Annotated in this window: 29 protein-coding genes; 17 read left to right on the top strand and 12 right to left on the bottom strand. The window is 69.2% G+C overall.

The features are described 5' to 3' along the window. Window positions 1-10: 10 nt before the first annotated feature. The 4 genes from GPY60_RS11105 to GPY60_RS11090 all read right to left on the bottom strand — a co-directional run bounded on the left by GPY60_RS11105 (window position 11) and on the right by GPY60_RS11090 (window position 3,681). A complete protein-coding gene (locus tag GPY60_RS11105; protein ID WP_156687723.1) occupies window positions 11-253 on the bottom strand; it encodes a hypothetical protein in 243 nt (80 codons plus the stop codon). Between the two features lie 61 nt (window positions 254-314). Continuing rightward, entirely contained in the window at window positions 315-596 is a 282-nt protein-coding gene (locus tag GPY60_RS11100; protein ID WP_197283640.1) for a hypothetical protein, read from the bottom strand. 50 nt (window positions 597-646) lie between these two features. Further along, entirely contained in the window at window positions 647-1,642 is a 996-nt protein-coding gene (locus GPY60_RS11095) for a YncE family protein (protein WP_156687721.1), read from the bottom strand. After that, a complete protein-coding gene (locus tag GPY60_RS11090; RefSeq protein ID WP_156687720.1) occupies window positions 1,639-3,681 on the bottom strand; it encodes a prolyl oligopeptidase family serine peptidase in 2,043 nt (680 codons plus the stop codon). Before GPY60_RS11090 ends, GPY60_RS11095 begins: the two co-directional genes overlap by 4 nt. A gap of 65 nt (window positions 3,682-3,746) precedes the next feature. Between GPY60_RS11090 and exaC the strand changes: the two genes are divergently transcribed. From exaC to GPY60_RS11060, 6 genes are read left to right on the top strand one after another with little or no spacing between them, the layout of a single operon-like run. After that, window positions 3,747-5,270 carry an acetaldehyde dehydrogenase ExaC gene (gene exaC / locus GPY60_RS11085; protein WP_156687719.1) on the top strand — a complete coding sequence of 508 codons (1,524 nt, stop codon included), beginning with the start codon at window positions 3,747-3,749 and terminating at the stop codon, window positions 5,268-5,270. Next, window positions 5,271-5,765: a DUF779 domain-containing protein gene (locus GPY60_RS11080; RefSeq protein ID WP_156687718.1), complete on the top strand. Its 495-nt coding sequence runs from the start codon at window positions 5,271-5,273 to the stop codon at window positions 5,763-5,765. 10 nt (window positions 5,766-5,775) lie between these two features. Next, window positions 5,776-6,048 (top strand): putative holin, encoded by a 273-nt coding sequence (locus tag GPY60_RS11075; RefSeq protein ID WP_156687717.1) that lies wholly within the window; start codon window positions 5,776-5,778, stop codon window positions 6,046-6,048. After that, the gene (locus GPY60_RS11070) at window positions 6,041-6,601 is read left to right on the top strand and encodes a hypothetical protein (protein ID WP_156687716.1); all 561 of its coding nucleotides are present in this window, start codon (window positions 6,041-6,043) and stop codon (window positions 6,599-6,601) included. The genes GPY60_RS11075 and GPY60_RS11070 overlap by 8 nt, the downstream gene beginning before the upstream one ends. Before the next feature lie 33 nt (window positions 6,602-6,634). Further along, a complete protein-coding gene (lpdA, locus tag GPY60_RS11065) occupies window positions 6,635-8,032 on the top strand; it encodes a dihydrolipoyl dehydrogenase (protein WP_156687715.1) in 1,398 nt (465 codons plus the stop codon). A gap of 9 nt (window positions 8,033-8,041) precedes the next feature. After that, a complete protein-coding gene (locus GPY60_RS11060) occupies window positions 8,042-8,320 on the top strand; it encodes a hypothetical protein (protein ID WP_156687714.1) in 279 nt (92 codons plus the stop codon). On the opposite strand, the gene GPY60_RS11055 is transcribed toward GPY60_RS11060, so the two are convergent. Both GPY60_RS11055 and ramB read right to left on the bottom strand, forming a co-directional pair. Continuing rightward, complete coding sequence (locus GPY60_RS11055; protein WP_156687713.1) at window positions 8,317-8,862, bottom strand: carboxymuconolactone decarboxylase family protein; 546 nt, start codon at window positions 8,860-8,862, stop codon at window positions 8,317-8,319. The two genes, GPY60_RS11060 and GPY60_RS11055, sit on opposite strands and share 4 nt — an antisense overlap. Then, window positions 8,859-10,283 carry an acetate metabolism transcriptional regulator RamB gene (gene ramB, locus GPY60_RS11050; protein ID WP_156687712.1) on the bottom strand — a complete coding sequence of 475 codons (1,425 nt, stop codon included), beginning with the start codon at window positions 10,281-10,283 and terminating at the stop codon, window positions 8,859-8,861. Before ramB ends, GPY60_RS11055 begins: the two co-directional genes overlap by 4 nt. Window positions 10,284-10,451: 168 nt before the next feature. On the opposite strand from ramB, the gene GPY60_RS11045 reads away from it, so the two are divergent. The 3 genes from GPY60_RS11045 (at window position 10,452) to GPY60_RS11035 (ending at window position 13,845) form a co-directional block, all read left to right on the top strand. Beyond that, the gene (locus GPY60_RS11045; RefSeq protein WP_156687711.1) at window positions 10,452-11,246 is read left to right on the top strand and encodes an acyl-[acyl-carrier-protein] thioesterase; all 795 of its coding nucleotides are present in this window, start codon (window positions 10,452-10,454) and stop codon (window positions 11,244-11,246) included. 269 nt (window positions 11,247-11,515) lie between these two features. After that, window positions 11,516-12,802 carry an isocitrate lyase gene (aceA, locus tag GPY60_RS11040; RefSeq protein ID WP_156687710.1) on the top strand — a complete coding sequence of 429 codons (1,287 nt, stop codon included), beginning with the start codon at window positions 11,516-11,518 and terminating at the stop codon, window positions 12,800-12,802. Between the two features lie 179 nt (window positions 12,803-12,981). Beyond that, window positions 12,982-13,845, top strand: a complete 864-nt coding sequence (locus GPY60_RS11035) for a 3-hydroxybutyryl-CoA dehydrogenase (RefSeq protein ID WP_156687709.1) — start codon at window positions 12,982-12,984, stop codon at window positions 13,843-13,845. A gap of 4 nt (window positions 13,846-13,849) precedes the next feature. Here GPY60_RS11035 and pcaA read toward each other — a convergent pair whose 3' ends face one another. Both pcaA and GPY60_RS11025 read right to left on the bottom strand, forming a co-directional pair. After that, window positions 13,850-14,713, bottom strand: coding sequence for a cyclopropane mycolic acid synthase PcaA (gene pcaA, locus GPY60_RS11030; RefSeq protein ID WP_156687708.1), 864 nt, complete (start codon window positions 14,711-14,713; stop codon window positions 13,850-13,852). A gap of 175 nt (window positions 14,714-14,888) precedes the next feature. Further along, entirely contained in the window at window positions 14,889-15,608 is a 720-nt protein-coding gene (locus GPY60_RS11025) for a TetR/AcrR family transcriptional regulator (RefSeq protein WP_156687707.1), read from the bottom strand. Between the two features lie 135 nt (window positions 15,609-15,743). Here GPY60_RS11025 and GPY60_RS11020 point away from each other — a divergent pair, with 135 nt between their 5' ends. The 6 genes from GPY60_RS11020 to deoC all read left to right on the top strand — a co-directional run bounded on the left by GPY60_RS11020 (window position 15,744) and on the right by deoC (window position 19,763). After that, the gene (locus GPY60_RS11020; protein ID WP_156687706.1) at window positions 15,744-17,063 is read left to right on the top strand and encodes a DUF445 domain-containing protein; all 1,320 of its coding nucleotides are present in this window, start codon (window positions 15,744-15,746) and stop codon (window positions 17,061-17,063) included. A gap of 81 nt (window positions 17,064-17,144) precedes the next feature. After that, entirely contained in the window at window positions 17,145-17,579 is a 435-nt protein-coding gene (locus GPY60_RS11015) for a helix-turn-helix domain-containing protein (protein ID WP_156687705.1), read from the top strand. Window positions 17,580-17,637: 58 nt separating this feature from the next. Further along, window positions 17,638-18,240: a heparin-binding hemagglutinin HbhA gene (hbhA, locus tag GPY60_RS11010; protein ID WP_156687704.1), complete on the top strand. Its 603-nt coding sequence runs from the start codon at window positions 17,638-17,640 to the stop codon at window positions 18,238-18,240. Between the two features lie 110 nt (window positions 18,241-18,350). Then, window positions 18,351-18,638, top strand: a complete 288-nt coding sequence (locus tag GPY60_RS11005; protein WP_197283637.1) for a DUF2516 family protein — start codon at window positions 18,351-18,353, stop codon at window positions 18,636-18,638. 4 nt (window positions 18,639-18,642) lie between these two features. After that, entirely contained in the window at window positions 18,643-19,080 is a 438-nt protein-coding gene (locus tag GPY60_RS11000) for a DUF2599 domain-containing protein (RefSeq protein ID WP_156687703.1), read from the top strand. Beyond that, on the top strand, window positions 19,077-19,763 hold the full coding sequence (deoC, locus tag GPY60_RS10995) for a deoxyribose-phosphate aldolase (protein WP_156687702.1): 687 nt from the start codon (window positions 19,077-19,079) through the stop codon (window positions 19,761-19,763). Before GPY60_RS11000 ends, deoC begins: the two co-directional genes overlap by 4 nt. A gap of 10 nt (window positions 19,764-19,773) precedes the next feature. On the opposite strand, the gene GPY60_RS10990 is transcribed toward deoC, so the two are convergent. From GPY60_RS10990 to GPY60_RS10980, 3 genes are read right to left on the bottom strand one after another with little or no spacing between them, the layout of a single operon-like run. Then, on the bottom strand, window positions 19,774-20,820 hold the full coding sequence (locus tag GPY60_RS10990) for an LmeA family phospholipid-binding protein (RefSeq protein WP_156687701.1): 1,047 nt from the start codon (window positions 20,818-20,820) through the stop codon (window positions 19,774-19,776). Further along, window positions 20,817-21,638 carry a carbon-nitrogen hydrolase family protein gene (locus tag GPY60_RS10985; protein WP_156687700.1) on the bottom strand — a complete coding sequence of 274 codons (822 nt, stop codon included), beginning with the start codon at window positions 21,636-21,638 and terminating at the stop codon, window positions 20,817-20,819. The genes GPY60_RS10990 and GPY60_RS10985 overlap by 4 nt, the downstream gene beginning before the upstream one ends. A gap of 25 nt (window positions 21,639-21,663) precedes the next feature. Beyond that, entirely contained in the window at window positions 21,664-22,188 is a 525-nt protein-coding gene (locus GPY60_RS10980) for a DUF2505 domain-containing protein (RefSeq protein WP_156687699.1), read from the bottom strand. Window positions 22,189-22,214: 26 nt separating this feature from the next. Between GPY60_RS10980 and GPY60_RS10975 the strand changes: the two genes are divergently transcribed. Both GPY60_RS10975 and GPY60_RS10970 read left to right on the top strand, forming a co-directional pair. Beyond that, entirely contained in the window at window positions 22,215-23,330 is a 1,116-nt protein-coding gene (locus GPY60_RS10975) for a UDP-N-acetylmuramate dehydrogenase (RefSeq protein WP_156687698.1), read from the top strand. A 36-nt stretch (window positions 23,331-23,366) separates the two neighbouring features. Continuing rightward, window positions 23,367-24,746: a L,D-transpeptidase gene (locus tag GPY60_RS10970; protein WP_231639565.1), complete on the top strand. Its 1,380-nt coding sequence runs from the start codon at window positions 23,367-23,369 to the stop codon at window positions 24,744-24,746. On the opposite strand, the gene GPY60_RS10965 is transcribed toward GPY60_RS10970, so the two are convergent. Continuing rightward, a complete protein-coding gene (locus tag GPY60_RS10965; RefSeq protein ID WP_156687696.1) occupies window positions 24,724-25,479 on the bottom strand; it encodes an SDR family oxidoreductase in 756 nt (251 codons plus the stop codon). The two genes, GPY60_RS10970 and GPY60_RS10965, sit on opposite strands and share 23 nt — an antisense overlap. Window positions 25,480-25,599: the final 120 nt, after the last annotated feature.

Genomic DNA, 25,599 nt, shown 5'->3' with positions numbered 1-25,599 from the left:
TGGCGACCCGTCACGGGTGGTTGACGCAGAACGCCACGCACATCGCCGACACGGGAATGGACACCCACTGCAGCCCGCCGTCGGCCTGGCGCTCGCAGTAGACGGGGCCCGGGACTCCCCAGACCTTCGCCCCCTCCGGCGAGCACGGTTTCCCGAGGTCGGAATCGGCGTGCGCCGGGCCGGTTCCGAGGGCGATGGCGATGGGTGCGATCGCCGTCAACGTCGCCACGCCGATGAACCTGAGTGCGCCCATGATCCATGCCCTCCTCGACACCGTCCGCCAGTTCGTTACCGAGCTTAACCGTTTCGGGCGCTTAAGGATCGGGCTGGCGGTTCTCGGGTGACGCCGCGTAGATGCGCCCGCGGATCTTGATGTACGGGGTGATGAGGTAGGCCGAGCCGACCACGACGGCGATGAACATCAGCGTCGACAGCACCGCGTTCGGCCAGAGCTTGCCCACCCCCACCGCGAAGCAGGCGATGCCGATGGCCGAGGTCGTCCAGTAGTAGCGGCGCCCCGCGCGGCGGTGGGTGATGTAGCGGAACCGCGCCTGGGTCGCCCCGGCCGCGATGAGGATCAACCCCGTCGCCAGCATGGTCAACTCGATGCGGTCGGTCGCGGACACGCCGACGATCTTACGGCCGGTCAGCCGGGGTCGATCACCTGCAGGACGCCCGCGGTGACGCCGGCCACGAACAGTCGCCCGGTCGCCGGGTCCACGCCGACGGTGTAGGGGTTCTGCACGGTGGGGATCCGGCGGATCTCGCGCGGCGCCGGCTGGGTCATGTCGTAGCCGACGACCTCGTTGCCGCCCGAGGACGCCACCCAGAGTTGGTCGCGCGCTGGGTCGTAGGCAACGCCGTAGGGGCCGCCCGGCTGCGCGACGCGCGCGACCTCCCGCGGCGCCGGCAGGGCATCGAACACCCGGATCGCGTCGCCGCGGGTGTCCACGGCGATCAGGTGGCCGTGCCGGTCCGCGACGAGGTGGGTGGGCCCGTCCCCGGCCGGGGCCGCCCCGACGACCGACAGCCGTTCGGCGTCGTAGACCGTCAGCGTGTTCTGGCGGGCGTCGAGTACCCCGACCGCGGCGCCGGACGCGGCCAGTCCGGCGGGCTGGGTGAGGCCGGTGAAGACCTTGACCACGGTGCCGTCGCGCACGACGCTCACCGAGCCGCCGTGCTCGTTGCCGACGAAGACGGTGCCGCCCGCGGCGGCGGTCGCATCGTGGGGGAAGGTGCCCGTCGCGATCGGCGGCGACGCGGCGTCGCCCGGTAATTGCACCTCCACCAACGCGTTCGCCGTCTCGACCGGCACCAGCACGGGGCCACCGGCCGCGGCCAGCTGGAGGTGGCGCGCCGAGCCGGGCAGCGGCGTGCGCGCGGTGACGGCGAGCGAGTCGGCGTCGAGCAGCACCAGTTGGTCGGGGTCGCGCACGGCCACCGCGACGACACGCGTCCGGCCGTCCACGGCGACGCCCTCGGCTCCCGCCCCCACTCCGACGATCCGCCCCGGCGGGGTTGCGTTGGGCGGCGGCGCGTTTCGCGGTTCGGCGGCGGACGGCAGGGGCGGTTGTGCGTTGGGGTGGGTGCACCCGAGCAGGAGCGCGGCGGCGAGCGCGACCGCGGCCGCGCGCCGCGTCATCGCCGGCCGCCGAGCATCCGCCACAGGAACGAGTAGGTGAGCGCGGACTTGAAGGCGACCTGTTCGTTGTCGGCGGCGCCGGCGTGGCCACCCTCGATGTTCTCGTAGTACCAGACCCGGTGGCCCGCGGCCTCGAGCGCCGCCGCCATCTTGCGCGCGTGTCCCGGATGCACCCGGTCGTCGCGCGTGGACGTGGTGAACAGCACCGGCGGGTAACGGCGGTCGGACGAGATGTTCTGGTAGGGAGAGTATTCGGAGATGAACGCCCAGTCGTCGGGATTGTCCGGGTCGCCGTACTCGGCCATCCACGAGGCGCCGGCCAGCAGCAGGTGGTAACGCTTCATGTCCAGCAGCGGCACGCTGCACACCAGCGCGCCGAACCTCTCCGGGTACTGGGTCAGCATGATGCCCATCAGCAGGCCGCCGTTGCTGCCGCCCTGGGCGCCCAGCTGCGGCACGTTCGTGATGCCCCGGTCCACCAAATCCGTTGCGACCGCGGCGAAATCCTCGGCCACCTTGTGCCGGCCCTCGCGCATCGCCTGGGTGTGCCAGCCTGGACCGTACTCGCCCCCGCCCCGGATGTTGGCCAGCACGTAGGTGCCTCCGCGGGCCAGCCACAGGCGGCCCAGCACCCCGCTGTACGCGGGTGTGTTGGAGGACTCGAAACCGCCGTAGCCGTACAGCAGCGTGGGTCCGGGGCCGTCCGCGCCGGTGGGCCGCACCACGAAGTACGGGACCTGCGTCCCGTCCTGGGAAGCGACGAAATGCTGTGTCACGGCAAAGTTTTCGCCGTCGAAGAAGGCGGGCGCCGCCTTGACCTGCTCGAGCGGCCCGTCACCCGTGCCGCGCATCAGCCGCGACGGTGTCACGAACGCGCTGGAATCCAGGAAGAACTCGTCGCCGGTGTCGTCGGCGGCGACGACGACGGTGTTGGTCGCGGCCGGGATGCCCGGCACCGGCCGGCGCTCCCAGTCGCCCGGCCTGACGATCTCCACCCGGCTGGCCACGTCGGCGAGGGTGACGATCAGCAGCCGGTCTTTCGTCCACGCGTAGTGGTGCAGGGCGGTGTGCTCGTCGGGCTCGAACACGACCCGCAATTGCGCTGTGCCGCTCAGGAATTCCTCGTAGTCGGCCGCGAGCAGCGAGCCGGCCCGGTATGTCTCGGTGCCGCGATACCAGTCGGTGCGCAGCTCGATCAGCAACCAGTCGCGGTGTACCGAGACGCTGGAGTCGGTGGGCGTGTCGATGCGGACGAGTTCCGGCCTTTCCGGGGACCCGCGTAGCTCGTAGACCTCCTCGTTCCAAAAGTCGACGGCCCGGACCAGCAGCGTGCGTTCGTATCCCGGGGTCCGGTCCACCGACACGCTGACGAGGACGTCGGTTCGGGCGCCCTCGAACACGGTTTCCGCGTCGCTCAGCGGGGTGCCCCGGCGCCACCGCTTGATCACCCGCGGGTAGCCGGAGTCGGTGAGCGAGCCGGCGCCGAAGTCGGTGCCCACCAGGGTGGTGTCCGGGTCGGCCCAGGCGATCTGCGACTTCGCCTCGCGCAGCTCGAAGCCGCCGGCGACGAAAGTCCTTGTCCGCATCTCGAACTCGCGCACGATGGACGCGTCGGAGCCGCCGGGGGAGAGCCGCACCAGCGCGCGGGTGTGGTCGGGCTCGATGACCCCCGCCCCCGCCCACACCCACTTCTCGTCGTCGGCGCGGCCGAGCTCGTCGACGTCGATGAGCACGTCCCAGTCGGGGGAGTCGGTGCGATAACTGTCCAGGGTGGTGCGCCGCCACAGGCCGCGGGGGTTGGCGGCGTCGCGCCAGAAGTTGTAGAGGTACTCGCCGCGGCGGACCACGTAGGGAATGCGGGCGTCGGTGTCGAGCACCTCCAGCGCCTCGACGCGCATCTTCTCGAACTCCCCGTCCCGAAACTCCGCCAGCGTCGGCTCGTTGCGCGCCCGCACCCAGTCCAGCGCCTCGTCACCGGTGACGTCCTCGAGCCACAGGAAGGGGTCGTCACAGGAGTCGGCGTGGGATTGCGGTGTCATGGAGCCATTGTGGCCCGCGGCGGTAGTGTGAGCTGTATTACAGAGCCGAACGAGGAGCCGAACAAATGACTGTCTTCGCACGTCCGGGCGCCGAGGGCGCGTTGATGTCATACGAGTCGCGATACGGGAACTTCATCGGGGGCGAGTGGGTCGCGCCCGCCGCGGGCCGCTACTTCGAGAACCTGACGCCGGTCACCGGCCAGCCCTTCTGCGAGATCCCGCGGTCGGACGAGGCCGACATCGAGAAGGCGCTCGACGCCGCCCACGCCGCGGCGCCCGCGTGGGGCAAGACCGCGCCCGCCGCGCGGGCGGCCATCCTGAACAAGATCGCCGACCGCATCGAGGAGAACAAGGCCGCCCTGGCCGTCGCCGAGACGTGGGACAACGGCAAGCCGGTCCGCGAGGCGATCGCCGCCGACATCCCGTTGGCCGCCGACCACTTCCGGTACTTCGCCGCGGCGATCCGCGCCCAGGAGGGGTCGCTGTCGCAGGTCGACGACGACACCGTCGCCTACCACTTCCACGAGCCGCTCGGGGTGGTCGGCCAGATCATCCCGTGGAACTTCCCGATCCTGATGGGCGCCTGGAAGCTGGCGCCCGCGCTGGCGGCCGGCAACGCCGTCGTCCTCAAGCCCGCCGAGCAGACACCGGCGTCGATCCTGTACCTGATGTCACTGATCGGCGACCTGCTGCCGCCGGGGGTCGTCAACGTCGTCAACGGGTTCGGGGCGGAGGCCGGCAAGCCGCTGGCGTCCAGCAACCGGATCGCCAAGGTGGCGTTCACGGGCGAGACCACCACCGGGCGGCTGATCATGCAGTACGCCTCCCAGAACCTGATCCCGGTCACTTTGGAACTCGGCGGCAAGAGCCCCAACATCTTCTTCTCCGACGTGATGGCGGAGGGCGACGACTTTCAGGACAAGGCGCTCGAGGGCTTCACGATGTTCGCGCTCAACCAGGGCGAGGTGTGCACGTGCCCGTCGCGCAGCCTGATCCAGGCCGACATCCACGACGAGTTCCTGGAACTCGCCGCGATCCGCACCAAGGCCGTCCGGCAGGGCGACCCGCTGGACAGCGAGACGATGCTGGGCTCGCAGGCCTCCAACGACCAGTTGGAGAAGATCCTGTCCTACGTCGAGATCGGCAAGGAGGAGGGCGCCAAGCTGATCACCGGTGGCGAGCGCGCCGAGCTGGGCGGCGACCTGTCCGGCGGCTACTACATGCAGCCGACGATCTTCAGCGGCAACAACAAGATGCGCATCTTCCAGGAGGAGATCTTCGGCCCGGTGGTGGCGGTGACGCCGTTCCGCGACTACGACGACGCGATGGGCATCGCCAACGACACCCTTTACGGGCTGGGTGCGGGGGTCTGGAGCCGCGACGGCAACACCGCCTACCGGGCCGGCCGCGAGATCCAGGCCGGACGGGTGTGGGTCAACTGCTATCACGTGTATCCGCCGCACGCGGCGTTCGGCGGCTACAAGCTGTCGGGCTTCGGCCGCGAGTGCCACAAGATGGCGCTCGAGCACTACCAGCAGACCAAGAACATGCTCGTGTCCTACTCCGACAAGGCGCTCGGTCTGTTCTAGATGGCGGCCGGTCCGATACCACGGGCGGTCATCACTGCCCCCGCCGCGGAGTTGTTGGCGCGGCTGCAGGAACTGCATGGCCCGGTGATGTTCCACCAGTCCGGCGGCTGCTGCGACGGGTCCTCGCCGATGTGTTACCCGCTCGGCGACTTCCTGGTCGGCGACCGGGACGTCCTGCTCGCCGAACTCGAGGTCCCGCGCTCGGAGGCGGTGCCGGTGTGGATCTCGGGCCCGCAGTACGAGACGTGGAAACACACCCAGCTCGTCATCGACGTGGTGCCGGGGCGCGGCGGCGGATTCAGCCTCGAGGCCCCCGAGGGATTCCGATTCCTCAGCCGCGCAAGGGTATTCACCGACGACGAGCAGGCGCAGCTGCTGCAGACGCCCGTCGTCACCGGCACGGACTACGAGCGCGGGCTGCGCCCGCCGGTGCGCGGTCGGGTGGTGCCCGACGCCGGTCCGGAAACGTGCCGTCCGGTCCGGGAGCCGCAGTAAGGTCGTCACCGTGATCCCGCTTCCGCGCCCCTGGCTGCTGGCCGGCGCGCTGCTGGTGGGCGCCGCGGTCGGTTTGCTGGCGGGCGTGGCATGCAGTGCGATGCACGCGGCGATCCGCCCGGAGATCGCCGTCGGGCTCGTCGTCGGGATACCCGGTGTGCTCGGCCTGCTGACGATCCTGTTCTCGGGGCGGCGCTGGCTCACGACGCTCGGCGCGTTCGTCCTGGCGCTGGGCCCCGGCTGGCTCGGTGTGCTCGTCGCCCTGCGGGTGTCCGGTGGCTGACGAGCGCGACCCCGAATCGAACCCCGGGACCGCGCCGTTCGTCCCGGACTTCTCCGACACCGAGGACACGGGCACCCAGTCCTGGACCCCCGACTTCGACGACGACACCGGCCCGCGGCCGGCGGTCGAGGAGTCCGAGCAGGAGCCGGCGCCGTCGCCCGCGGAGCCCGAAGGTCAGCCCGACGAATCCGCCGGCGCGCCCGTGCAACCGGTCACGGTGCCCGGGCGCTACTTCTCGGTGAAGTGGTGGAAGTTGCTGCTGGTGATCGTCGGCGTGTGGTTCCTGGCGGCCGAGGTCGGGCTCGGCCTCCTGTACTGGTGGTACCACTCGACCGACAAGACGCCCGCGCTGTTCGTGGTGCTGGTCTACATCGTGGCCTGCGCGGTCGGCGCGGTGCTGCTGGCCATGGCCGAGGGCAGGCCGCTCGTCTCGGCGTTGTCGATCGCGCTGATGTCGGGGCCGTTCGCGTCCGTCGTCGCCGCCGCCCCGCTCTACGGCTACTACCACTGCGCGCGGGTCGGACACTGCCTATTGGGCGTGCTTCCGTATTAACGCCCGACAACCCCGGCCACTAGGGTGGGGCTCGTGACTTCTCACTATGACGTCGTCGTCCTCGGGGCCGGTCCGGGCGGATATGTCGCGGCCATCCGCGCGGCGCAGCTCGGGCTGAACACCGCCATCGTCGAGCCGAAGTACTGGGGCGGGGTCTGCCTCAACGTCGGCTGCATCCCGTCCAAGGCGCTGCTGCGCAACGCCGAGCTGGTCCACATCTTCACCAAAGAGGCCAAGACGTTCGGCATGAGCGGCGAGGCGACCTTCGACTACGGCGCCGCCTTCGACCGCAGCCGCAAGGTGGCCGAGGGCCGCGTGGCCGGCGTGCACTTCCTGATGAAGAAAAACAAGATCACCGAGGTCCACGGCTACGGCAAGTTCACCGACGCCCACACGATCTCCGTCGACCTCAACGACGGCGGCACCGAAACCCTCACCTTCGACAACGCCATCATCGCCACCGGCGCCAGCACCCGGTTGGTGCCGGGCACCTCGCTGTCGGACAACGTGGTCACCTACGAGGAGCAGATCATGACCCGGGAGCTGCCCGGGTCGATCATCATCGCCGGTGCGGGCGCCATCGGCATGGAGTTCGGTTACGTGATGCGCAACTACGGCGTGGACGTCACCATCGTCGAGTTCCTGCCGCGCGCGCTGCCCAACGAGGACGCCGACGTCTCCAAGGAGATCGAGAAGCAGTTCAAGAAGCTGGGCGTCAAGATCATGACCGCAACCAAGGTCGAGTCGATCACCGACAACGGATCGGACGTCACCGTGGTCGTCAGCAAGGACGGCAACTCCCAGGAGCTCAAGGCCGACAAGGTCATGCAGGCCATCGGCTTTTCGCCCAACGTCTCCGGTTACGGGCTGGAGAAGGCGGGCGTCGCGCTGACCGACCGCAAGGCCATCGGCATCAGCGAGTACATGCAGACGTCCGTGCCGCACATCTACGCGATCGGCGACGTCACGGGTCTGCTGCAGCTGGCGCACGTCGCGGAGGCGCAGGGTGTGGTGGCGGCCGAGACCATCGCCGGCGCCGAGACCCTCGCCCTGGGCGACTACCGCATGATGCCGCGCGCCACGTTCTGCCTGCCGCAGGTCGCCAGCTTCGGGCTCACCGAGCAGCAGGCGCGCGACGAGGGCCACGACGTGGTGATCGCGAAGTTCCCGTTCACCGCCAACGGCAAGGCGCACGGCCTGGGCGACCCCACCGGCTTCGTCAAGCTGGTCGCCGACGCCAAGCACCTCGAACTGCTGGGCGGCCACCTGATCGGCCCGGACGTGTCCGAGCTGCTGCCCGAGCTGACGCTGGCGCAGAAGTGGGACCTGACCGCCACCGAGCTGGCCCGCAACGTACACACCCACCCGACGCTGTCCGAGGCGTTGCAGGAGTGCTTCCACGGCCTGACCGGCCACATGATCAACTTCTGAGTTCCTCCCATGAATCGCACCGAGACCGTCATAGGTGCCATCGCCGGCGTCGCCGCGGGTTACGTCCTGTGGCTGGTGGCCTTCTCGATCGCCGACGACAACGCGGCGGTGGGCAGTTGGGCGCCGGCGGTGCTGCTGGGCTCGGCGGTGCTGGCGGTCGGCGCGGTGCTGTGGGGATTGGTGCTGCGGCGACGCCGCAGGTATCTGTGGTCAGGGTTCGGCTTCGGCCTGCCGGTCCTGCCGCTGGCGCTGACGCTGGCCGTCCTGGCCGACGTGTATTTGTACTAGCGCGGATTGTCCAGCGGGATGTCAAGCGCCGACATCGTCGCCGCCAGCCCGTCGTATTGCGTTGCCAGCAAACAGAATTCGATGAGCCCCCGGCGGTCGAGGTGGCTCGCGAGCTCTCGCCAGGTGGCGTCGGTGACCGTGCGGTCCTTGACGAGCTCGTCGGTGGCGGACAGCAGCGCGCGCTGCCGCGCGCTCAACTGGTCGGCCGGGCCGTCGGGCCAGCCGAAGATGGCGGCCTGCTTCGCGTCGTCCAGCCCTTGCCTGCGGGCCATCCGACGGTGGTGCTGCAACTCGTATTCGCACGCCCGCAGGTGCGCGACCCGCAGGATCACCAGCTCGCTGTCGATCGCCGGCAGCCTGCCCCGCAGCAGCCGGCCGCTGTAGACGCTCCACGCCAGGAACAGCAGCCGGTGCTGGCCGAGGGTGGTCATCAGATGCATCTCGGGGGCGTGGACGGCGCGCGCGCCGAATTTGGCGATCACCCAGTTGATCGGCCCGAGTTCGCGGAACCGCCCGGACGGGATGCGGCCGGTGTCGCTCACGGCTGCTTCACCAGGTAAGGGGAGACGGTGCTGCGGTGCTCGTCGAGGTCCAGCGCGCGGCCCAGCGCGGGGAACGCCCGCTGCGGACAGTTGTCGCGTTCGCAGACCCGGCAGCCCGCGCCGATCGGTGTCACCGCCATGTTGGGATCCCCCGACAAGTCCAGTCCTTCCGAGTAGACGAGCCGATGGGCGTGGCGGAGTTCGCAACCCAGCCCGATCGCGAAGGTTTTACCGGGCTGACCATACCGGGCGGCGCGGCGCTCCACGGTGCGCGCCACCCACATGTAGTTGCGGCCGTCCGGCATCTGGGCGATCTGCACCAGGATCTTGCCCGGGTTGGCGAACGTCTCGTACACGTTCCACAGCGGGCAGGTGCCGCCGCTCGAGGAGAAGTGAAAGCCCGTGGCGGACTGGCGTTTCGACATGTTGCCCGCCCGGTCCACCCGGATGAAGGAGAACGGCACGCCCCGCATGGACGGGCGCTGCAGGGTGGACAGCCGGTGCGCGATGGTCTCGTAGCTCACCGCGTAGAACGACGACAACCGCTCGACGTCGTAGCGGAAGTTCTCGGCCATGTCGTGGAACTGGTGGTAGGGCAGCACGGCCGCGGCTGCGAAGTAGTTCGCCAGGCCCAGCCGGGCAAGCGTGTGCGACTCGTCGCTGGTGAACTTCCCCTCCTCGACCAGGTCGTCGATCAGGTCCCCGTACTCGAGGTAGGCGAGCTCGGCGGCCATCTTGAACACCTGCTGGCCTGGCGCCAGGTGGTTGCCCATCTCCAGCGTCTTGGTCCGCGGGTCGTAGCGGTGAAGCACGGAGTCGCCGAGGTCGATCCGTCGGGTGATGTGCACGCCGTGCACCTCGGTGAGGCGGCGGGTGAGCTCCCGCGCGAGGTCGCCGTGGTGCAGCCGCATCTTGTTGGTCAGCTCCTCGGCGGCGGTGTCCAGCTCGTGCAGGTAGTTCTGCCGCTGGTAGAAGTAGTCGCGCACCTCCTCGTGCGGCATGGTGATGGACCCGGTGCCGCTGCCGTCGGAGAACCGCTCCTCGGTTGCGGCGGCCAGCTGGGCGGTGGTGATGCGGTAGCGCCGGTGCAGGTTGACCACGGCCCGGGCGAGGGTGGGATGGGCGTTGACCATCTCGGCGACCTCGGTGGGGTCGACTTCGATGTCGAGGTCGCGGTCCATCGTGACCTCGCGCAGCTCGGCGACCAGCCGGGTGTCGTCCTGGGAGGCGAAGAAGGTGGCGTCGACCCCGAACACCTCGGTGATGCGCAGCAGCACGGCGACCGTCAGCGGGCGCACGTCGTGCTCGATCTGGTTGAGGTAGCTCGGCGAGATGTCGAGCAGCTGCGCCAGCGCGGCCTGGCTGAATCCGCGCTCGCTGCGCAACTGGCGCACGCGGGCGCCGACGAACGTCTTGGGCATCCGGCCCAGGGTACCGCGCATTGCGAAGGACCGCTTCGCAGAGTTCGCACGTCGGCACGATCCGGTCACGATTGGTGTTTGAAAGATGCGATTGGCATGATTCGCACCGGGGCCCCGCGGTACAACACTGGGGTACGAACGAAAGACAGTGGACGGGGAGCAGAAGCCGTGAGCCTGGACAAGACGCTGATGCCGGTGCCCGACGGTCACCCCGACGTGTTCGACCGCGAGTGGCCGCTGCGCGTGGCCGACATCGACCGCACCGGCCGGCTGCGGCTGGATGCCGCCGCCCGCCACATCCAGGACATCGGCCAGGACCAGCTGCGGGAGATGGGGTTCGAGGAGACGCACCCGCTGTGGATCGTCCGCCGCACCATGGTGGACCTGATCCGGCCGATCGAGTTCCAGGACCTGCTGCGGTGCCGACGCTGGTGTTCGGGCACCTCGAACCGGTGGTGCGAGATGCGGGTGCGCATCGACGGGCGCAAGGGCGGCCTGATCGAATCCGAGGCGTTCTGGATCAACATCAACCGCGACACGCAGATGCCGTCGCGCATCGCCGACGACTTCCTCGCGGGCCTGGCCAAGACCACGTCGGTGGACCGGCTGCGGTGGAAGGGCTACCTCAAGCCGGGCAGCCGCGACGACGCCGCCGAGATCCACGAGTTCCCGGTCCGGGTCACCGACATCGACCTGTTCGACCACATGAACAACTCGGTGTACTGGAGCGTCGTCGAGGACTACCTGGCGTCGCACCCGGACCTGCTGAGCGGACCGCTGCGCACGACGATCGAGCACGAGGCGCCCGTCGCGCTGGGCGACAAGCTGGAGATCATCTCCCACGTCCACCCCGCCGGCAGCACCGATCAGTTCGGCCCGGGCCTGGCTGACCGCACTGTTACAACGCTCACATATGCGGTCGGCGACGAGACGAAGGCCGTCGCCGCCCTCTTCGCGCTCTGACGTCCGACCCGCGCGTCAATTACCTTCGATGACCTGCGAATTCGTGTTACCGGCCGGTAGCTTCTGAAACGGTTAAGTGATTGCCGGGATTTACAAGATTTGCAAAAACCGGCCTGCCCGTTGCTGAAATTGGCAACTGAAACGGGTGGACCTGCATCAACAGCTGTGCCATTGTCGAGTTAGCACACCAGCGAAGTTGAGCCTCTAGCTACCCGCCGGTGCCGCTTATTGCTAGTCAGCAGTGAAGATTCGTTAAGGAGCAATGCCACATGTCTGTCGTTGGCCGACCGAAGAGCGCCGAGCAGATCCAGCAGGACTGGGACACCAACCCGCGCTGGAAGGACATCACCCGCACCTACACCGCCGAGGACGTCGTCGCGCTCCAGGGCAGCGTCGTCGAGGAGTACACCCTCGCCCGCCGCGGCGCCGAGGTGCTGTGGGACGAGCTGCACGACCTGGAGTGGGTCAACGCCCTCGGCGCGCTGACCGGCAACCAGGCCGTCCAGCAGGTGCGCGCCGGCCTCAAGGCCATCTACCTGTCGGGCTGGCAGGTCGCCGGTGACGCCAACCTCTCCGGCCACACCTACCCCGACCAGAGCCTGTACCCGGCCAACTCGGTGCCCCAGGTGGTCCGCCGCATCAACAACGCGCTGCTGCGCGCCGACCAGATCGCCACGCTCGAGGGCGACACCTCGGTGGAGAACTGGCTGGCCCCGATCGTCGCCGACGGCGAGGCCGGTTTCGGTGGCGCGCTGAACGTCTTCGAGCTGCAGAAGGCCATGATCGCCGCGGGTGTCGCGGGCACCCACTGGGAGGACCAGCTGGCGTCGGAGAAGAAGTGCGGCCACCTCGGTGGCAAGGTGCTGATCCCCACCCAGCAGCACATCCGCACCCTGACCTCGGCGCGGCTCGCCGCGGACGTGTGCGACGTCCCGACCCTGGTGATCGCCCGCACCGACGCCGAGGCCGCCACGCTGATCACCTCCGACGTCGACGAGGCCGACCAGCCGTTCATCACCGGCGAGCGCACCCGCGAGGGCTTCTTCCGCACCCGCAACGGCGTCGAGCCCTGCATCGCGCGGGCCAAGGCCTACGCCCCGTACGCCGACCTGATCTGGATGGAGACCGGCACCCCGGACCTCGAGCTGGCGCGCAAGTTCTCCGAGGCGGTCAAGGCCGAGTACCCCGACCAGATGCTGGCCTACAACTGCTCGCCGTCGTTCAACTGGCGCAAGCACCTGGACGACAGCACCATCGCGAAGTTCCAGAAGGAGCTTGCCGCAATGGGATTCAAGTTCCAGTTCATCACGCTGGCCGGCTTCCACGCGCTGAACTACTCGATGTTCGATCTGGCCTACGGCTACGCCCGCAACCAGATGAGCGCCTACGTCGAGCTGCAGGAGCGCGAGTTCGCGGCCGAGGAGCGCGGCTACACCGCGACCAAGCACCAGCGCGAGGTCGGCGCCGGGTACTTCGACCGGATCGCCACCACGGTCGACCCCAACTCGTCGACCACCGCGCTGACCGGCTCGACCGAAGAGGGTCAGTTCCACTGATCTGGTGAGCCACTGATCCTTCGCCGAACGTGCACCTGTTGCGAATATTCGACCGATTTTTCGCGCTGAATGCACGCTCGGCGTAAGGGTTAGAAGCTGAAGTAGCATAGGCCCCGCCCGGCTACCCCGGGTGGGGTCTATTGCGATGCACGACAACACGACTCGGGAGACACAGACCAGTGAGTGACGCAGCGATCGAGCGGGTAGGGGTCGTCGGGGCCGGGCAGATGGGATCCGGCATCGCCGAGGTCTCGGTGCGTGCCGGCGTCGGCGTGACGGTGTTCGAGCCAACCGAGGCGCTCATCACGGCGGGCCGCAACCGCATCGTGAAGTCGCTGGACCGCGGCGTCAGCGCCGGCAAGGTGACCGAGCGGGAGCGCGACCGCGCCCTGGGCAAGCTCACCTTCACCACCGACATCAACGACCTGGCCGACCGCCAGCTGGTGATCGAGGCGATCGTCGAGGACGAGGCCGTCAAGGCGCAGGTCTTCGCCGACCTCGACCGAGTGGTCAGCGACCCCGACGCCGTCCTGGCGTCGAACACCTCGAGCATCCCGATCATGAAGATCGCCGCGGCCACCAAGAACCCGCAGCGCGTGCTCGGCCTGCACTTCTTCAACCCGGTGCCGGTGCTGCCGCTCGTCGAGCTGGTCAGCACGCTGGTCACCGACGAGGCCGCGGCGGCGCGCACCGAGAAGTTCGCCGGCGCCGTCCTCGGCAAGCAGGTGGTGCGGTGTTCCGACCGGTCGGGCTTTGTGGTGAACGCCCTGCTGGTGCCCTACCTGCTCTCGGCGATCCGGATGGTGGAGGCCGGGTTCGCCACGATCGAGGACGTCGACAAGGCCGTGGTGGCCGGGCTGTCGCACCCGATGGGCCCGCTGCGGCTGTCCGACCTCGTCGGCTTGGACACCCTCAAGCTGATCGCGGACAAGCTCTACGAGGAGTTCAAGGAGCCGCTCTACGGGCCGCCGCCGCTGCTGCTGCGCATGGTCGAAGCCGGCCGGCTGGGCAAGAAGTCCGGCCGGGGCTTCTACACGTACTAGCGGCCTACTTCTCGCAGGTGAACTGGCAGACGTCGGTGGCGCCGTCGCGGAACAGCTTCGCGCAGCCGGTCAGGTACTTCATGTAGCGGTCGTAGACCTCCTCCGACTGGATGGCGATCGCCTGGTCCTTGTTGGCCTCCAGCGCGGCCGCCCAGATCTCCAGCGTGCGGGCGTAGTGCAGCTGCAGCGACTGCACGCGCGTCACCCTGAACCCGGCTCCCTCGGCGTGCTCCTCGACCAGCGCGGCCGTCGGGAGCCAGCCGCCCGGGAAGATCTCGGCCAGGATGAACTGCGTGAAGTGCACGATCTCGTGGGTCAGCGTCACGCCCTTCGCCCGCGCTTCCTTGAAGGTGGGGCGCGAAATCGTGTGCAGCAGCATGATGCCGTCGGCCGGCAGGACCTTGTAGGCCATCTCGAAGAAGTGGCCCCAACGCTGACGGCCGAAGTGCTCGAACGCGCCGATCGAGACGATGCGGTCGACGGGCTCGTCGAACTTCTCCCAACCCTCCAACAGCACCTGCCGGCTGCGCGGGGTGTCCATCTCCGAGAACATCTTGTCCACGTGGGCGGCCTGGTTCTCCGACAGCGTGAGGCCGACGACGTTGACGTCGTAGCGCTCGATGGCGCGCCGCATGGTCGCCCCCCAGCCGCAGCCGATGTCCAGCAGCGTCATGCCCGGCTTCAGATTCAGCTTGCCCAGCGCGAGGTCGATCTTGGCGAGCTGTGCCTCTTCCAGGGTCATGTCGTCGCGCTCGAAGTACGCGCAGCTGTAGGTCTGCGTCGGGTCGAGGAACAGCCGGAAGAAGTCGTCCGACAGGTCGTAATGGGCTTGGACGTTTCCGAAATGCGGCGTGAGCTCCACAGACATAACTAAACGGGCCTTTCTATACGCGAAGCGACGACGGGCGGCCTGTGCGGCGCGAACCCGGCTCCCCCCGATGCATCCCCTGCATGCTAGCGGTTCGCGAGCGCCAAGTCCGCCTCCAGACCGCGGATTCTGGTCACACAAGGGTGTCGAAATAGGCAAAAAACGCAGGCCGGAGCTACCGCGGGGAGCCGTTGCCGTCTTCTCGCGGCGGCACGATCGGGGAGGGGTGCGGCTGCTCCCGGAACTTCTCCAGCGACCCGCCGGCCTCGACGATGCCGCAGATCGCGCTCCAGCTCAGCATCGTCAGGTAGTCGATCAGCTCTTCGGCGCTCATCCGCGGGTCGGAGACCCAGGAGTGGGTGGCCAGCTGCACGCCGCCGACGATCATGTAGGCCCACGGCTCGACGCCGCCGGTGTCCATGCCGGCCTCCTGCATGCGCCGGCGGAGCATCATCGCGAGCATGCGGGCGATGATCCGCTCCGAGTCGGCGATCACCTTGCTCTTGGTGGGCGAACTGTTGGCCATCACGAACCGGTACGGCTCGGGCTCGTCGGCGACGGTCTCGACGTACACCCGGATGATCTCGCGGGTCAGGTCGAAGCCGTCCAGCTCGGAGGAGAGCGCCCCGGCCATGTTGGGGATCAGGGTCGTCTGCGCGAAGCGCATCAGCACGGCGGTCGTCAGGTCGTTCTTGTCGACGAAGTAGCGGTAGAGCACCGTCTTGGAGACGCCGATCTCGGCGGCGATCTCGTCCATGCTCAGGAAGCGGCCGAGTCGGCGGATGGCAACGATCGTGCCGTCGACCAGCTCGTTGCGTCGCTCCACCTTGTGCTGGTGCCAGCGTCGCTTACGCCCGTCCATCTTGACGGTCACAGCCGGGAGTCTCTCTGCCACAGTCGCCGAATTCCATTCACTAGACGCCCCTGATATTACGGCTTCCGGGGCTCTGCTTGGTGCACGCCGGCGCGCTGGCGAGGTGCTTGCCGCACGGGGTCGTCACACATATTCGGCGCGGCGAGACATGATGGACTGGTGGCACACAGAGCCGAGGCCCAGCGGGCGCACACGTCGTTGGCGGAATCGTTCGCCGGCGCCGACCCGGAGGCCGACGCCGAGCGACGGGTGGCGCTGCGCCGGATGAAGATCGTGGCGCTGAGCTTCCTGATCGGCGCCACCATCGCGTTCCTCGCCTGCCGGTGGGCGCAGGCGCACGGCTACACGGCCGCCTGGATCGGCTACGTCGGGGCCGCGGCGGAAGCCGGCATGGTGGGCGCCCTGGCCGACTGGTTCGCCGTCACCGCGCTGTTCAAGCACCCGCTGGGCATCCCGATCCCGCACACCGCGATCATCAAGCGCAAGAAGGATCAGCTGGGGGAGGGCCTCGGCACCTTCGTCCGGGAGAACTTCCTGTCGCCGCCCGTGGTGGAAACCAAGCTGCGCGACGCCGAGGTGGCCGGCCGGCTCGGCAAGTGGCTCTCGGACACCGCCCACGCCCAGCGGGTGGCGAGCGAGACGGCGACGGTGCTGCGCGTGCTGGTGGAGCTGTTGCGGGACGACGACGTCCAGCACGTGATCGACCGGATGATCGTGCGCCGCATCGCCGAGCCGCAGTGGGGCCCGCCGGTCGGCCGGGTCCTGGGCACCCTGCTCGCCGAGAACCGCCAGGAGGCGCTGATCCAGTTGCTGGCCGACCGGGCGTTCCACTGGTCGCTGAACGCCGGGGAGGTGATCCAGCGGGTGGTCGAGCGCGACTCGCCGAGTTGGTCGCCCCGGTTCGTCGACCACCTGGTCGGCGACCGGATCCACCGCGAGCTGATGGACTTCACCGACAAGGTCCGCCGCAATCCCGACCACGAGCTGCGCCGGTCGGCGACGCGGTTCCTGTTCGAGTTCGCCGACGACCTGCAGAATGACGCGGCGACCATCACGCGCGCCGAGGAGATCAAAGAGCAGCTGATGGCGCGCGACGAGATCGCCAACGCGGCCGCGACGGCGTGGAAGACGCTCAAGCGGCTCGTGCTGGAGGGCGTCGACGACCCGTCGAGCGCCTTGCGCAGCCGCATCTGCGACACGGTGGTCCGCATCGGCGAGTCGTTGCGCGACGACGCCGACCTGCGCGACAAGGTCGACAACTGGCTGGTGCGCGCCGCGCAGCACCTCGTCTCGCAGTACGGGGTGGAGATCACGGCCATCATCACCGACACGATCGAGCGCTGGGACGCCGGCGAAGCCAGCCGGCGGATCGAGCTGCACGTGGGGCGTGACCTGCAGTTCATCCGGATCAACGGGACGGTCGTGGGCTCGCTCGCGGGCCTGGTCATCTACGCGGTGGCGCAGCTGCTCTTCTAGGAGTGCTAACAACTGCTTGCAATAGCAAGCACTTGGCCGTATCCTGGTGCCGGCATCACCGTCGATCAGCAGGAGAACGTCATGGCCCCCGAGGAGAAGCTCTCCGCGAAGGTGTCCACGGCCGCCTCCGATATCGGCAGCTTCATCCGGGACCTGCGGGAGAACGCGCAGGTGTCCGTACGTCAGCTCGCCGAGCGGTCGGGCGTCAGCAACCCGTACCTGAGTCAGGTCGAGCGCGGACTGCGCAAGCCGTCCGCGGACGTCCTGAACCAGATCGCCAAGGCGCTGCGGATCTCGGCCGAGGTCCTCTATGTCCGCGCCGGGATCCTGGAGCCTTCCGAGAAGAGCCAGGTGCGCGACGCCATCGTCACCGACCTGGCGCTCACCGAGCGCCAGAAGCAGGTGCTGCTCGACATCTACTCCTCCTTCACCCAACAGAACGAAGCGGCGGAGGGCGAGGACGACCAGATAGCGGCGCCTTCGGCGGCACCGGAGGAAGGGACCAAACTCCCCTAGCTCCGAAGAACATCTACGAGTAACGCTGATAACGAAGAAATTATGAAAGGAAAAAACCATGGCTGAGAACTCCAACATCGACGACGTGCGCGCGGCGTTGCTGGCGGCGCTGGGCGCGGCCGACCTGGCGCTTGCTACCGTCAACGACCTGATCGCCAACCTGCGCGAGCGGGCCGAGGAGACCCGCACCGAGACCCGCAGCCGGGTCGAGGATCGCCGCGCCCGCCTGACCAAGCTGCAGGAGGACCTGCCCGAGCAGTTCACCGAGCTGCGCGAGCGGTTCACCCCCGAGGAGCTGCGCAAGGCGGCCGAGGGCTACCTCGAGGCCGCGACCAGCCGGTACAACGAGCTGGTCAAGCGCGGCGAGGCCGCCCTGGAGCGGCTGCGCAGCCAGCCGGCCCTCGAGGACGCGTCCGCGCGCGCCGAAGGCTACGTCGACCAGGCGGTGGAGCTGACGCAGGAGGCCCTCGGCACCGTCGCGTCGCAGACCCGCGCCGTGGGTGAGCGCGCCGCCAAGCTGGTCGGCATCGAGCTGCCCAAGAAGGCCGAGGAGTCGGGCAAGGCCGCTAAGGATGTGGCCAAGAAGGCCCCGGCCAAGAAGGCGCCCGCCAAGAAGGCTCCCGCCAAGAAGGCGTCGGCCAAGAAGGTCACCCAGAAGTAGTCGGACGCCGAGTTCGACTCGGCAACGACCGGACACCCGGCTCGGAGTCGCCGCACCAACACGGCGACTCCGAGTCGACGTTTTCGATAGCGCCCGCATACCCTTAAGGCGTGAACCACCTCGTCGGTACCGTCATGCTGGTCCTGCAGATCGCCGTCCTCGTGACGGCGGTGTACGCGTTCGTGCACGCGGCGCTGCAACGGCCCGACGCCTATACCGCCGCCGAGAAGCTGACCAAGCCGGTGTGGCTGGTGATCCTCGGTGGCGCGGTCGCCCTGACCTCGATCCTGAGCTTCGTTTTCGGCGTCCTCGGCATGGCGATCGCCGCCTGTGCCGCCGGCGTCTACCTGGTCGACGTGCGGCCGAAACTTCTCGAGATCCAGGGGAAGTCGCGCTAGCGGGATGAGGCTCGTGCTGACGGCGGCGGCCCTCGCCGTCCTGTTCGTCGCGCCGCCGGTCACGGCATCCGGCCGGGCCGCCCCGGGTTTTGCGGCCAGCCCCTCGACCCCTTTGCCGCCGTTCGTCGATCACACGCAATGGGGCCAGTGGGCCGGGCTACCCAGCCTGCGGGTGTTCCCGACCCCGTCCGGGCGGCTGGCCGCCCGCCAGGACCCAACCGGGCCATCCGCGGACGAGGCGTGGGGCGAGGTGCTCGCGCTGTCGCCCGACGCCGACTCGCCCGGCATGCGCGCGCAGTTCCTGTGTCACTGGCAGTTCGCCGAACTGGTGCAGCCGGGCAAGGTCAGCTGGAACCTCGAGCCGTGGCGGCCGGTGGTCGACGACGCCGAGATGGTCGCGTCCGGCTGCAACCCCGGCGCGCCCGAAGAAGCGTTCCGGTGACGGCCCGGCCCACGCGGGCCCAGGTGGCGGCGCTCGTCGACCACACCCTGCTCAAGCCCGAGGCCACCCCGGCAGACGTCGCGGCACTGGTCGCCGAGGCGGCCGAACTGGGCGTGTGGGCGGTGTGCGTGTCACCGTCTATGGTGCCCATCGCCGTGCGGTGCGCCTCAGGCGTCGGCGGGGTCCGCGTTGCCACCGTGGCGGGATTTCCGTCGGGCAAGCACGTGCCGGAGGTGAAGGCGCACGAGGCCGCGCTGGCCGTGGCGGCCGGCGCCGCCGAGGTCGACATGGTGATCGACGTGGGCGCCGCGCTGGCCGGCGACGTCGACGCGGTGCGCTCCGACGTCGAGGCGGTGCGTGCCGGCGTCCCGGACGCGCTGCTCAAGGTGATCGTCGAGTCGGCGGTCCTGCTACCGCTCGACGACGGCCACACGTTGGCGGCCGTATGCCGCGCCGCGCAAGAGGCCGGCGCCGACTTCGTGAAGACGTCCACCGGTTTCCATCCCGCGGGCGGCGCGTCCGTGCGCGCCGTTGCCGTGATGGCTGACGCCGTCGGCGGGCGGCTGGGGGTCAAGGCCAGCGGGGGCATCCGCACGGCCGACGACGCGGTCGCCATGATCGACGCGGGCGCCACCCGGCTGGGCCTCTCGGGCACCCGTGCGGTGCTCGACGGGCTCGACTAGGAGCCCGCCGTCAGAGGTTGGCGAAGCAGGGGTCGTTGTTGTTGCCGGTGGGGATGGTCGCGTTCTGCGTCGAAAAGTGCGCCGTCACACCGGAATCGGTCACCTGCACGCTGTCCGCGTGGATGCCCAGCGGGTAGTTCTTGGTGAAGTTCGCCGTGAAGTCGTCCAGCGTCGACTGCACGGACTCCTTGGGCAGCGTGAAGCCCAGCGCATTGAAGGTGACGATCTGCAGCTGCAGGCCCCCGCCGGACACCACGGGCTTGGCGGTGATGTTCTCCAGCATGCCCTTCAGCTCGATGGTGCCGTCACTGGGATGAGAGGTCACGGAGTTCGTGACGAACGGGCCCAGGACCGGGACCGCGTTCTGCACCGACTCCTTGATGCCGTCGTTGGTCCAGGAGATGCTGGCGTCCAGCGAGCCGATCGTGCCCTTGGAGTCGGCGGTCTTGTTCAGCCTGACGTCCTTGATGTTGAGGTTGAGCTTCATGCCCTTGGCGTCGCGGATGTTGTTGCCGGCCGTCGACACCGAGATGTTGGTGTAGTGCTTGGTCGCCTGCTGCCACAGCATCAGCGGCGTGACGCCGAACGACGCGGTGGCCTGGTCCTTGACCTCGCAGGCGACGGCCTGGGCGACCTTGGTGTCGGCGACGTGCCGGACGTAGAGCTCGGCGCCGATCAGGCCGGCGATCACGAGGGCGAAAATGATGATGCAGATCAGCAGGATGGACAGCGGGTCGCGGAGGAAGCCCCGCTTGCGCTTACCGGGTTCCGGCTCCTCGCCCTGGGCGGGGATGCGCTCCGTGGGGCCCGCCGGAGGAGTGGGCGGAGGGGGCGCGTAGCCGGGCTGCTGCGTGTTGGTCTGCGGCGCGGCGATGCGTTCGGTCTGTCCGGGCAGCTGACCGGGTGCGGTCTGCGGCGCCTGGCCCGGGCCTGCGGTGTTGATGCGTTCCGTGGGGCGCTCGGTGGGCGGCTGGCCGAAGGGGCCTTGGTTCCCTGGACGGGCCCACGTCGACGGGCCTTCGTTAGATGGTCCCTGGGGGCCCTGGGGATTCGTCACCCGACTGATTCTGCACTATCGACCTGAGCGAACTCTGAGTGGTTGCGCAGCACCCCGATGGCCTCGCGGGCCTCGGCGACCCGGTCGAGGTCGAGGTCGGCGACCACCAGCTGCGGGTGCGGGCCGGCCGACGCGAGCACCTCGCCGAACGGCGAGGCGACCAGGCTGCCGCCCACACCGGTGGGGGAGCCCGAGCCGCTAAGGGCTTCGCCCGGGTCGGCCTGGCCGGCGGCCGCGACATAGCTCATCGAGTCCAGCGCCCGGGCGCGGGCCAGCAGAGTCCACTGGTCGAGCTTGCCCGGTCCCGAACCCCAGGACGCGCAGACGGCGATCACCCGCGCCCCGCGCCGCGCCAGCTCGGTGTAGAGGGCGGGGAAGCGGATGTCGTAGCACAGCGACAGCCCGACGCCCACCCCGTCGACCGTGATGACGACCGGTTCGCGTCCGGGGGCGACGGTGCGCGACTCGGTGAACCCGAACGCGTCGTACAGGTGGATCTTGTCGTAGTGCGCGGCGGGCTGGTCGGGGCCGGCGGCGATCAGGGTGTTGGTGACGCGGCCGTCGCCGGCGGGGGTGAACATGCCGGCGACCACCGTGATGCCCGCGTCGGTCGCGATCCGGCGCACGCCGTCGGCCCATGGCCCGTCGGCCGGCTCGGCGATGGGGAGCAACGGCACACCGAACCGGCACATCGTGGCCTCCGGGAACACCACCAGCCGTGCGCCGGCGTCGGCGGCCCGGCCCGCGTACTCGCCCACCAGCCGCAAGTTCGCCGCCGGGTCGGTGCCGCTGAGGATTTGCGCCAAGGCGATCCGCATGGGGGCCAGCTTAGGCGCGGAGTGGCTACGTGTTGTTGGCCATCCACTCGGTGGTGAACTTCTGTTCCCAGCTCACGAGCTCGCGCAATTGGTCGCCGATCAACCGTTCCACCTTGCCCCCGATGATCGGAACCCGCACCTGGACGCTGACATGGATGCCGAGCCGGGCCCCGCCGGAGTCGGCCAGCGGCGCCAGTTCCGCGTCGCCCGAGACCGCGACCGGCGTGCCCAGGATGGTGCCCGTGATCTTCGCCGTGGCGGCACCCCCGACGAGCGGACCCCAGGTCTCCGAGCGCCGGATGGACAGGTCGCCGCCGTGCAGTTGCTTGACGACCGCGTGCAGGTTGTGGCTGCGCACGGTCTGCAGCGTCACCACCTCGACGGTGCCGTCGTCGCCGGACTCGCCCCCGATGCGCATGAGCTCCACTTGCGCCTCGTCGACCGGGATGTCGGCCAGCCTCGCGTGCCAGTACTCCTCGTCGTAGAAGACTCGGTGGACCTGTTCGACGCTCGCCTCGTAGTCGGCCGACAACGCGAATGAACGCGGCATAGCTGGCCACGCTACCGTTACGGCCCATGAAACCGACGGGTGCCGGTTCGCTGCTGGCCGGTGCGCAGGTCGCCGAGGCGGCGCCGTTGGCCCCGTTGACAACCCTGCGAATCGGGCCGGTCGCGCGCCGCCTGATCACCTGCAGGAGCACCGATCAGGTGGTCGCGGCGATGCGGGCGGTGGACGCCGAGGCCCGCGCCGGCGGTGGCCCGGTGCTGGTGTTCGCCGGCGGGTCCAACGTGGTGATCGACGACGCCATGCCCGATCTCACCGCGGTGCGGCTGGCCAACGACCGCATCACCGTCGAGGGGAACCTGGTCCGCGCCGAGGCGGGCGCGGTGTGGGACGACGTCGTGGTGGCGGCGGTCGAGCACGGCCTCGGCGGGCTGGAGTGCCTGTCCGGCATCCCCGGTTCGGCGGGGGCCACCCCGGTGCAGAACGTGGGGGCGTACGGGGCCGAGGTGTCCGACACCCTCACCCGGGTGCGGGTGCTCGATCGTGCGACCGGCGCGGTGCGCTGGGTGCCGGGCGGCGAACTGGGATTCGGCTATCGCACCAGCGTATTCAAGCGGACAGGCGAGGCCGGGGACCCCATCCCGTGGGTCGTGCTGGAGGTGGAATTCGCGCTGGACGCGTCGGGGCGCAGCGCGCCGCTGCGCTACGGCGAGCTGACGGCGGCCCTGCGCGCCGCCCCCGGGGAGCGGGCGGACCCGCGCGCGGTCCGGGAGGCCGTCCTAAGCCTGCGCGCGCGCAAGGGGATGGTGCTCGACGAGGCCGACCACGACACCTGGAGCGTGGGCTCGTTCTTCACCAATCCGGTGGTGACCGAGGATGCCTACGAGCGGCTGGCCGCCACGGTGGAAGGACCGGTGCCGCACTACCCCGCGCCCGACGGAGTCAAGCTGGCCGCCGGCTGGCTGGTGGAGCGGGCGGGCTTCGGCAAGGGCTATCCGCAGCCGCGCCCGGGCGCCCCCGAAGCGCCGTGCCGGCTGTCGACCAAACACGCGCTCGCGCTGACCAACCGTGGTGGCGCCACCGCCGCCGACGTGATCGAGCTGGCCCGGACCGTCCGGGACGGGGTTCGTGATGTGTTTGCTGTCACATTGAGACCCGAACCCGTCCTGTTCGGGTGCAGGCTGTAGCCCGAAAAACCGCGGATCGGCGGCCCCGGCGCCGAATTGTCGTGGCGGCGTAAGCAATTTCTCCCGGTATCTTTGATTCTCGTGAGCCCCTCCAGCGCGCCCCCGCCGATCAACCGGCGTGTAGCCTTGGCGGCCCTCGGGCTCGGCGTGCTCGCCCCGAACGTCCTGGCAGCCTGCGCGGGCACCACCGCGAAGCAGGCGGAAAAGAAGGAGCCGCCGGCGGCGGCCCTGAAGTTCCAGCCGGCCGACGCGACCGAGAACGTGGTGCCGATCGCCCCGGTCAGCGTTGAAGTCCACGACGGCTGGTTCCAGCACGTCGCGCTGACCAATTCGTCGGGCAAGCCCGTGGCGGGTGCGTTCAACTCCGACCGCACCGTCTTCACGACCACCGAGCCCCTGGGCTACGACTCCACCTACACCTGGAGCGGTTCGGCGGTCGGCCACAACGGCAAGGCGGTGCCCGTCGCGGGCAAGTTCACCACCGTGTCGCCCACCAAGAAGATCGGCGGGGCGTTCCAACTGGCCGACGGGCAGACCGTGGGCATCGCGGCGCCGATCATCATCCAGTTCGACGCCCCGATCAGTGACAAGGCCGCCGTCGAGAAGGCGCTGACCGTCACCACCAACCCGCCCGTCGAGGGCAGTTGGGCCTGGCTGCCCGACGAGCGGCAGGGCGCGCGCGTGCACTACCGCACCCGCGAGTACTACCCCGCCGGCACCACCGTGAACGTCGACGCCAAGCTCTACGGCGTGCCGTTCGGCGACGGCGCCTACGGGGCCGACGACATCTCGCTGAACATCAACATCGGCCGGCGGCAGGTGGTCAAGGCCGAGGTCTCGTCGCACCGCATCCAGGTCGTCACGGACGCGGGCGTCATCATGGACTTCCCCTGCAGTTACGGCGAGGCCGACAAGGCGCGCAACGTGACCCGCAACGGAATTCACGTCGTGACCGAGAAGTACTCGGACTTCTACATGTCCAACCCGGCCGCCGGCTACACCAACGCCCACGAGCGTTGGGCGGTGCGGATTTCCAACAACGGCGAGTTCATCCACGCCAACCCGTCCAGCGCGGGCGCGCAGGGCAACAGCAACGTCACCAACGGGTGCATCAACCTCTCGACCTCCGACGCCGCGGAGTACTACCAGACGGCGATCTACGGCGACCCCGTCGAGGTCACCGGAAGCTCGATCCAGCTGTCCTACGCCGACGGCGACATCTGGGACTGGGCGGTGGACTGGGACACCTGGGTCGCGATGTCGGCGCTGCCGCCGCCCACGGCGCATCCGCCGTCGACCCAGATCCCCGTCACCGCGCCCGTGACGCCGTCGAACGCGCCCAGCCTGTCGGGCACACCGACTTCGAGTCCGACGACGACCACCACCACGTCGCCTAGCTCGGGTCCCGGCGGTTAAACCGGGTGGCGCTGGCCTGGTCGCGCGGACGGATGACGACCAGGTCGAGGTTCACGTGCGAGGGCCGGGAGGCCACGAACCCGATCACCTCGGCGACGTCGGCCGCGGTTAGGGGAGTGATGCCGGTATAGACGGCGCCCGCACGCTGCTCGTCGCCGTCGAAGCGGACCAGCGAGAACTCCGTTTCGACCGCGCCCGGCGCAATCTCGGTGAGCCGCACCGGCTTTCCCAGCAGCTCACCGCGCAGCGTGCGGTGTAGCGCACCCTGCGCGTGCTTGGCCGCCGTATATCCGGCGCCGCCGTCGTAAATCTCAAGCGCCGCAATCGAAGTGACGGTGACGATCAGGCCGTCGCCGGAGTCGACCAGCTTGGGCAGCAGCGCCCGGGTGACGCGCAGGGTGCCCATCACGTTGGTCTCCCACATCCAGCGCCAGTGCTCGAGGTCGGCCTCGGCGACGGGTGCCAAGCCGCGGGCACCCCCGGCGTTGTTGACCAGCACGTCGACCCGCGGCAGCTTCTGCGCCAGCGCCTCGACGGCGGCGTCGTCTGTGACGTCGGCCACAATCGCGGTGCCGCCGATCTCGTCGGCCAGGGCGCTGATGCGGTCCGCTCGCCGGGCCACCGCCACCACGTGAAAGCCCTGCGCAGCAAGGGTTTTCGCGGTCGCCTCGCCGATTCCGGAGCTGGCCCCCGTGACCACCGCTGTCCGTTGGATTTCGCCGGTTGCAGTCATCGGTCCAACTCTAATAAACGTGCTAAATTCACCGTGTGCACCACAGCGCCCAGTTCAACAACACCGCCGCGTGTCTTTGCGCGGCAGGTGCGTGTTGTTGCCGCGCACTTTGCCGCTCCT

This window comes from Mycobacterium sp. Marseille-P9652 (genome assembly GCF_902652685.1).
Lineage (GTDB): Bacteria > Actinomycetota > Actinomycetes > Mycobacteriales > Mycobacteriaceae > Mycobacterium.
The sequence above is the reverse complement of the archived record's forward strand: the minus strand, read 5'-3'. Positions and strand labels throughout refer to the sequence as shown.

Coding starts and splice junctions, on each gene's coding strand:
- GPY60_RS11105 (WP_156687723.1), bottom strand. CDS start 253: ATGGGCGCACTCAGGTTCATCGGCGTGGCGACGTTGACGGCGATCGCA.
- GPY60_RS11100 (WP_197283640.1), bottom strand. CDS start 596: ATGCTGGCGACGGGGTTGATCCTCATCGCGGCCGGGGCGACCCAGGCG.
- GPY60_RS11095 (WP_156687721.1), bottom strand. CDS start 1,642: ATGACGCGGCGCGCGGCCGCGGTCGCGCTCGCCGCCGCGCTCCTGCTC.
- GPY60_RS11090 (WP_156687720.1), bottom strand. CDS start 3,681: ATGACACCGCAATCCCACGCCGACTCCTGTGACGACCCCTTCCTGTGG.
- exaC (WP_156687719.1), top strand. CDS start 3,747: ATGACTGTCTTCGCACGTCCGGGCGCCGAGGGCGCGTTGATGTCATAC.
- GPY60_RS11080 (WP_156687718.1), top strand. CDS start 5,271: ATGGCGGCCGGTCCGATACCACGGGCGGTCATCACTGCCCCCGCCGCG.
- GPY60_RS11060 (WP_156687714.1), top strand. CDS start 8,042: ATGAATCGCACCGAGACCGTCATAGGTGCCATCGCCGGCGTCGCCGCG.
- ramB (WP_156687712.1), bottom strand. CDS start 10,283: ATGCCCAAGACGTTCGTCGGCGCCCGCGTGCGCCAGTTGCGCAGCGAG.
- aceA (WP_156687710.1), top strand. CDS start 11,516: ATGTCTGTCGTTGGCCGACCGAAGAGCGCCGAGCAGATCCAGCAGGAC.
- pcaA (WP_156687708.1), bottom strand. CDS start 14,713: ATGTCTGTGGAGCTCACGCCGCATTTCGGAAACGTCCAAGCCCATTAC.
- GPY60_RS11015 (WP_156687705.1), top strand. CDS start 17,145: ATGGCCCCCGAGGAGAAGCTCTCCGCGAAGGTGTCCACGGCCGCCTCC.
- hbhA (WP_156687704.1), top strand. CDS start 17,638: ATGGCTGAGAACTCCAACATCGACGACGTGCGCGCGGCGTTGCTGGCG.
- GPY60_RS11000 (WP_156687703.1), top strand. CDS start 18,643: ATGAGGCTCGTGCTGACGGCGGCGGCCCTCGCCGTCCTGTTCGTCGCG.
- GPY60_RS10985 (WP_156687700.1), bottom strand. CDS start 21,638: ATGCGGATCGCCTTGGCGCAAATCCTCAGCGGCACCGACCCGGCGGCG.
- GPY60_RS10980 (WP_156687699.1), bottom strand. CDS start 22,188: ATGCCGCGTTCATTCGCGTTGTCGGCCGACTACGAGGCGAGCGTCGAA.
- GPY60_RS10975 (WP_156687698.1), top strand. CDS start 22,215: ATGAAACCGACGGGTGCCGGTTCGCTGCTGGCCGGTGCGCAGGTCGCC.
- GPY60_RS10965 (WP_156687696.1), bottom strand. CDS start 25,479: ATGACTGCAACCGGCGAAATCCAACGGACAGCGGTGGTCACGGGGGCC.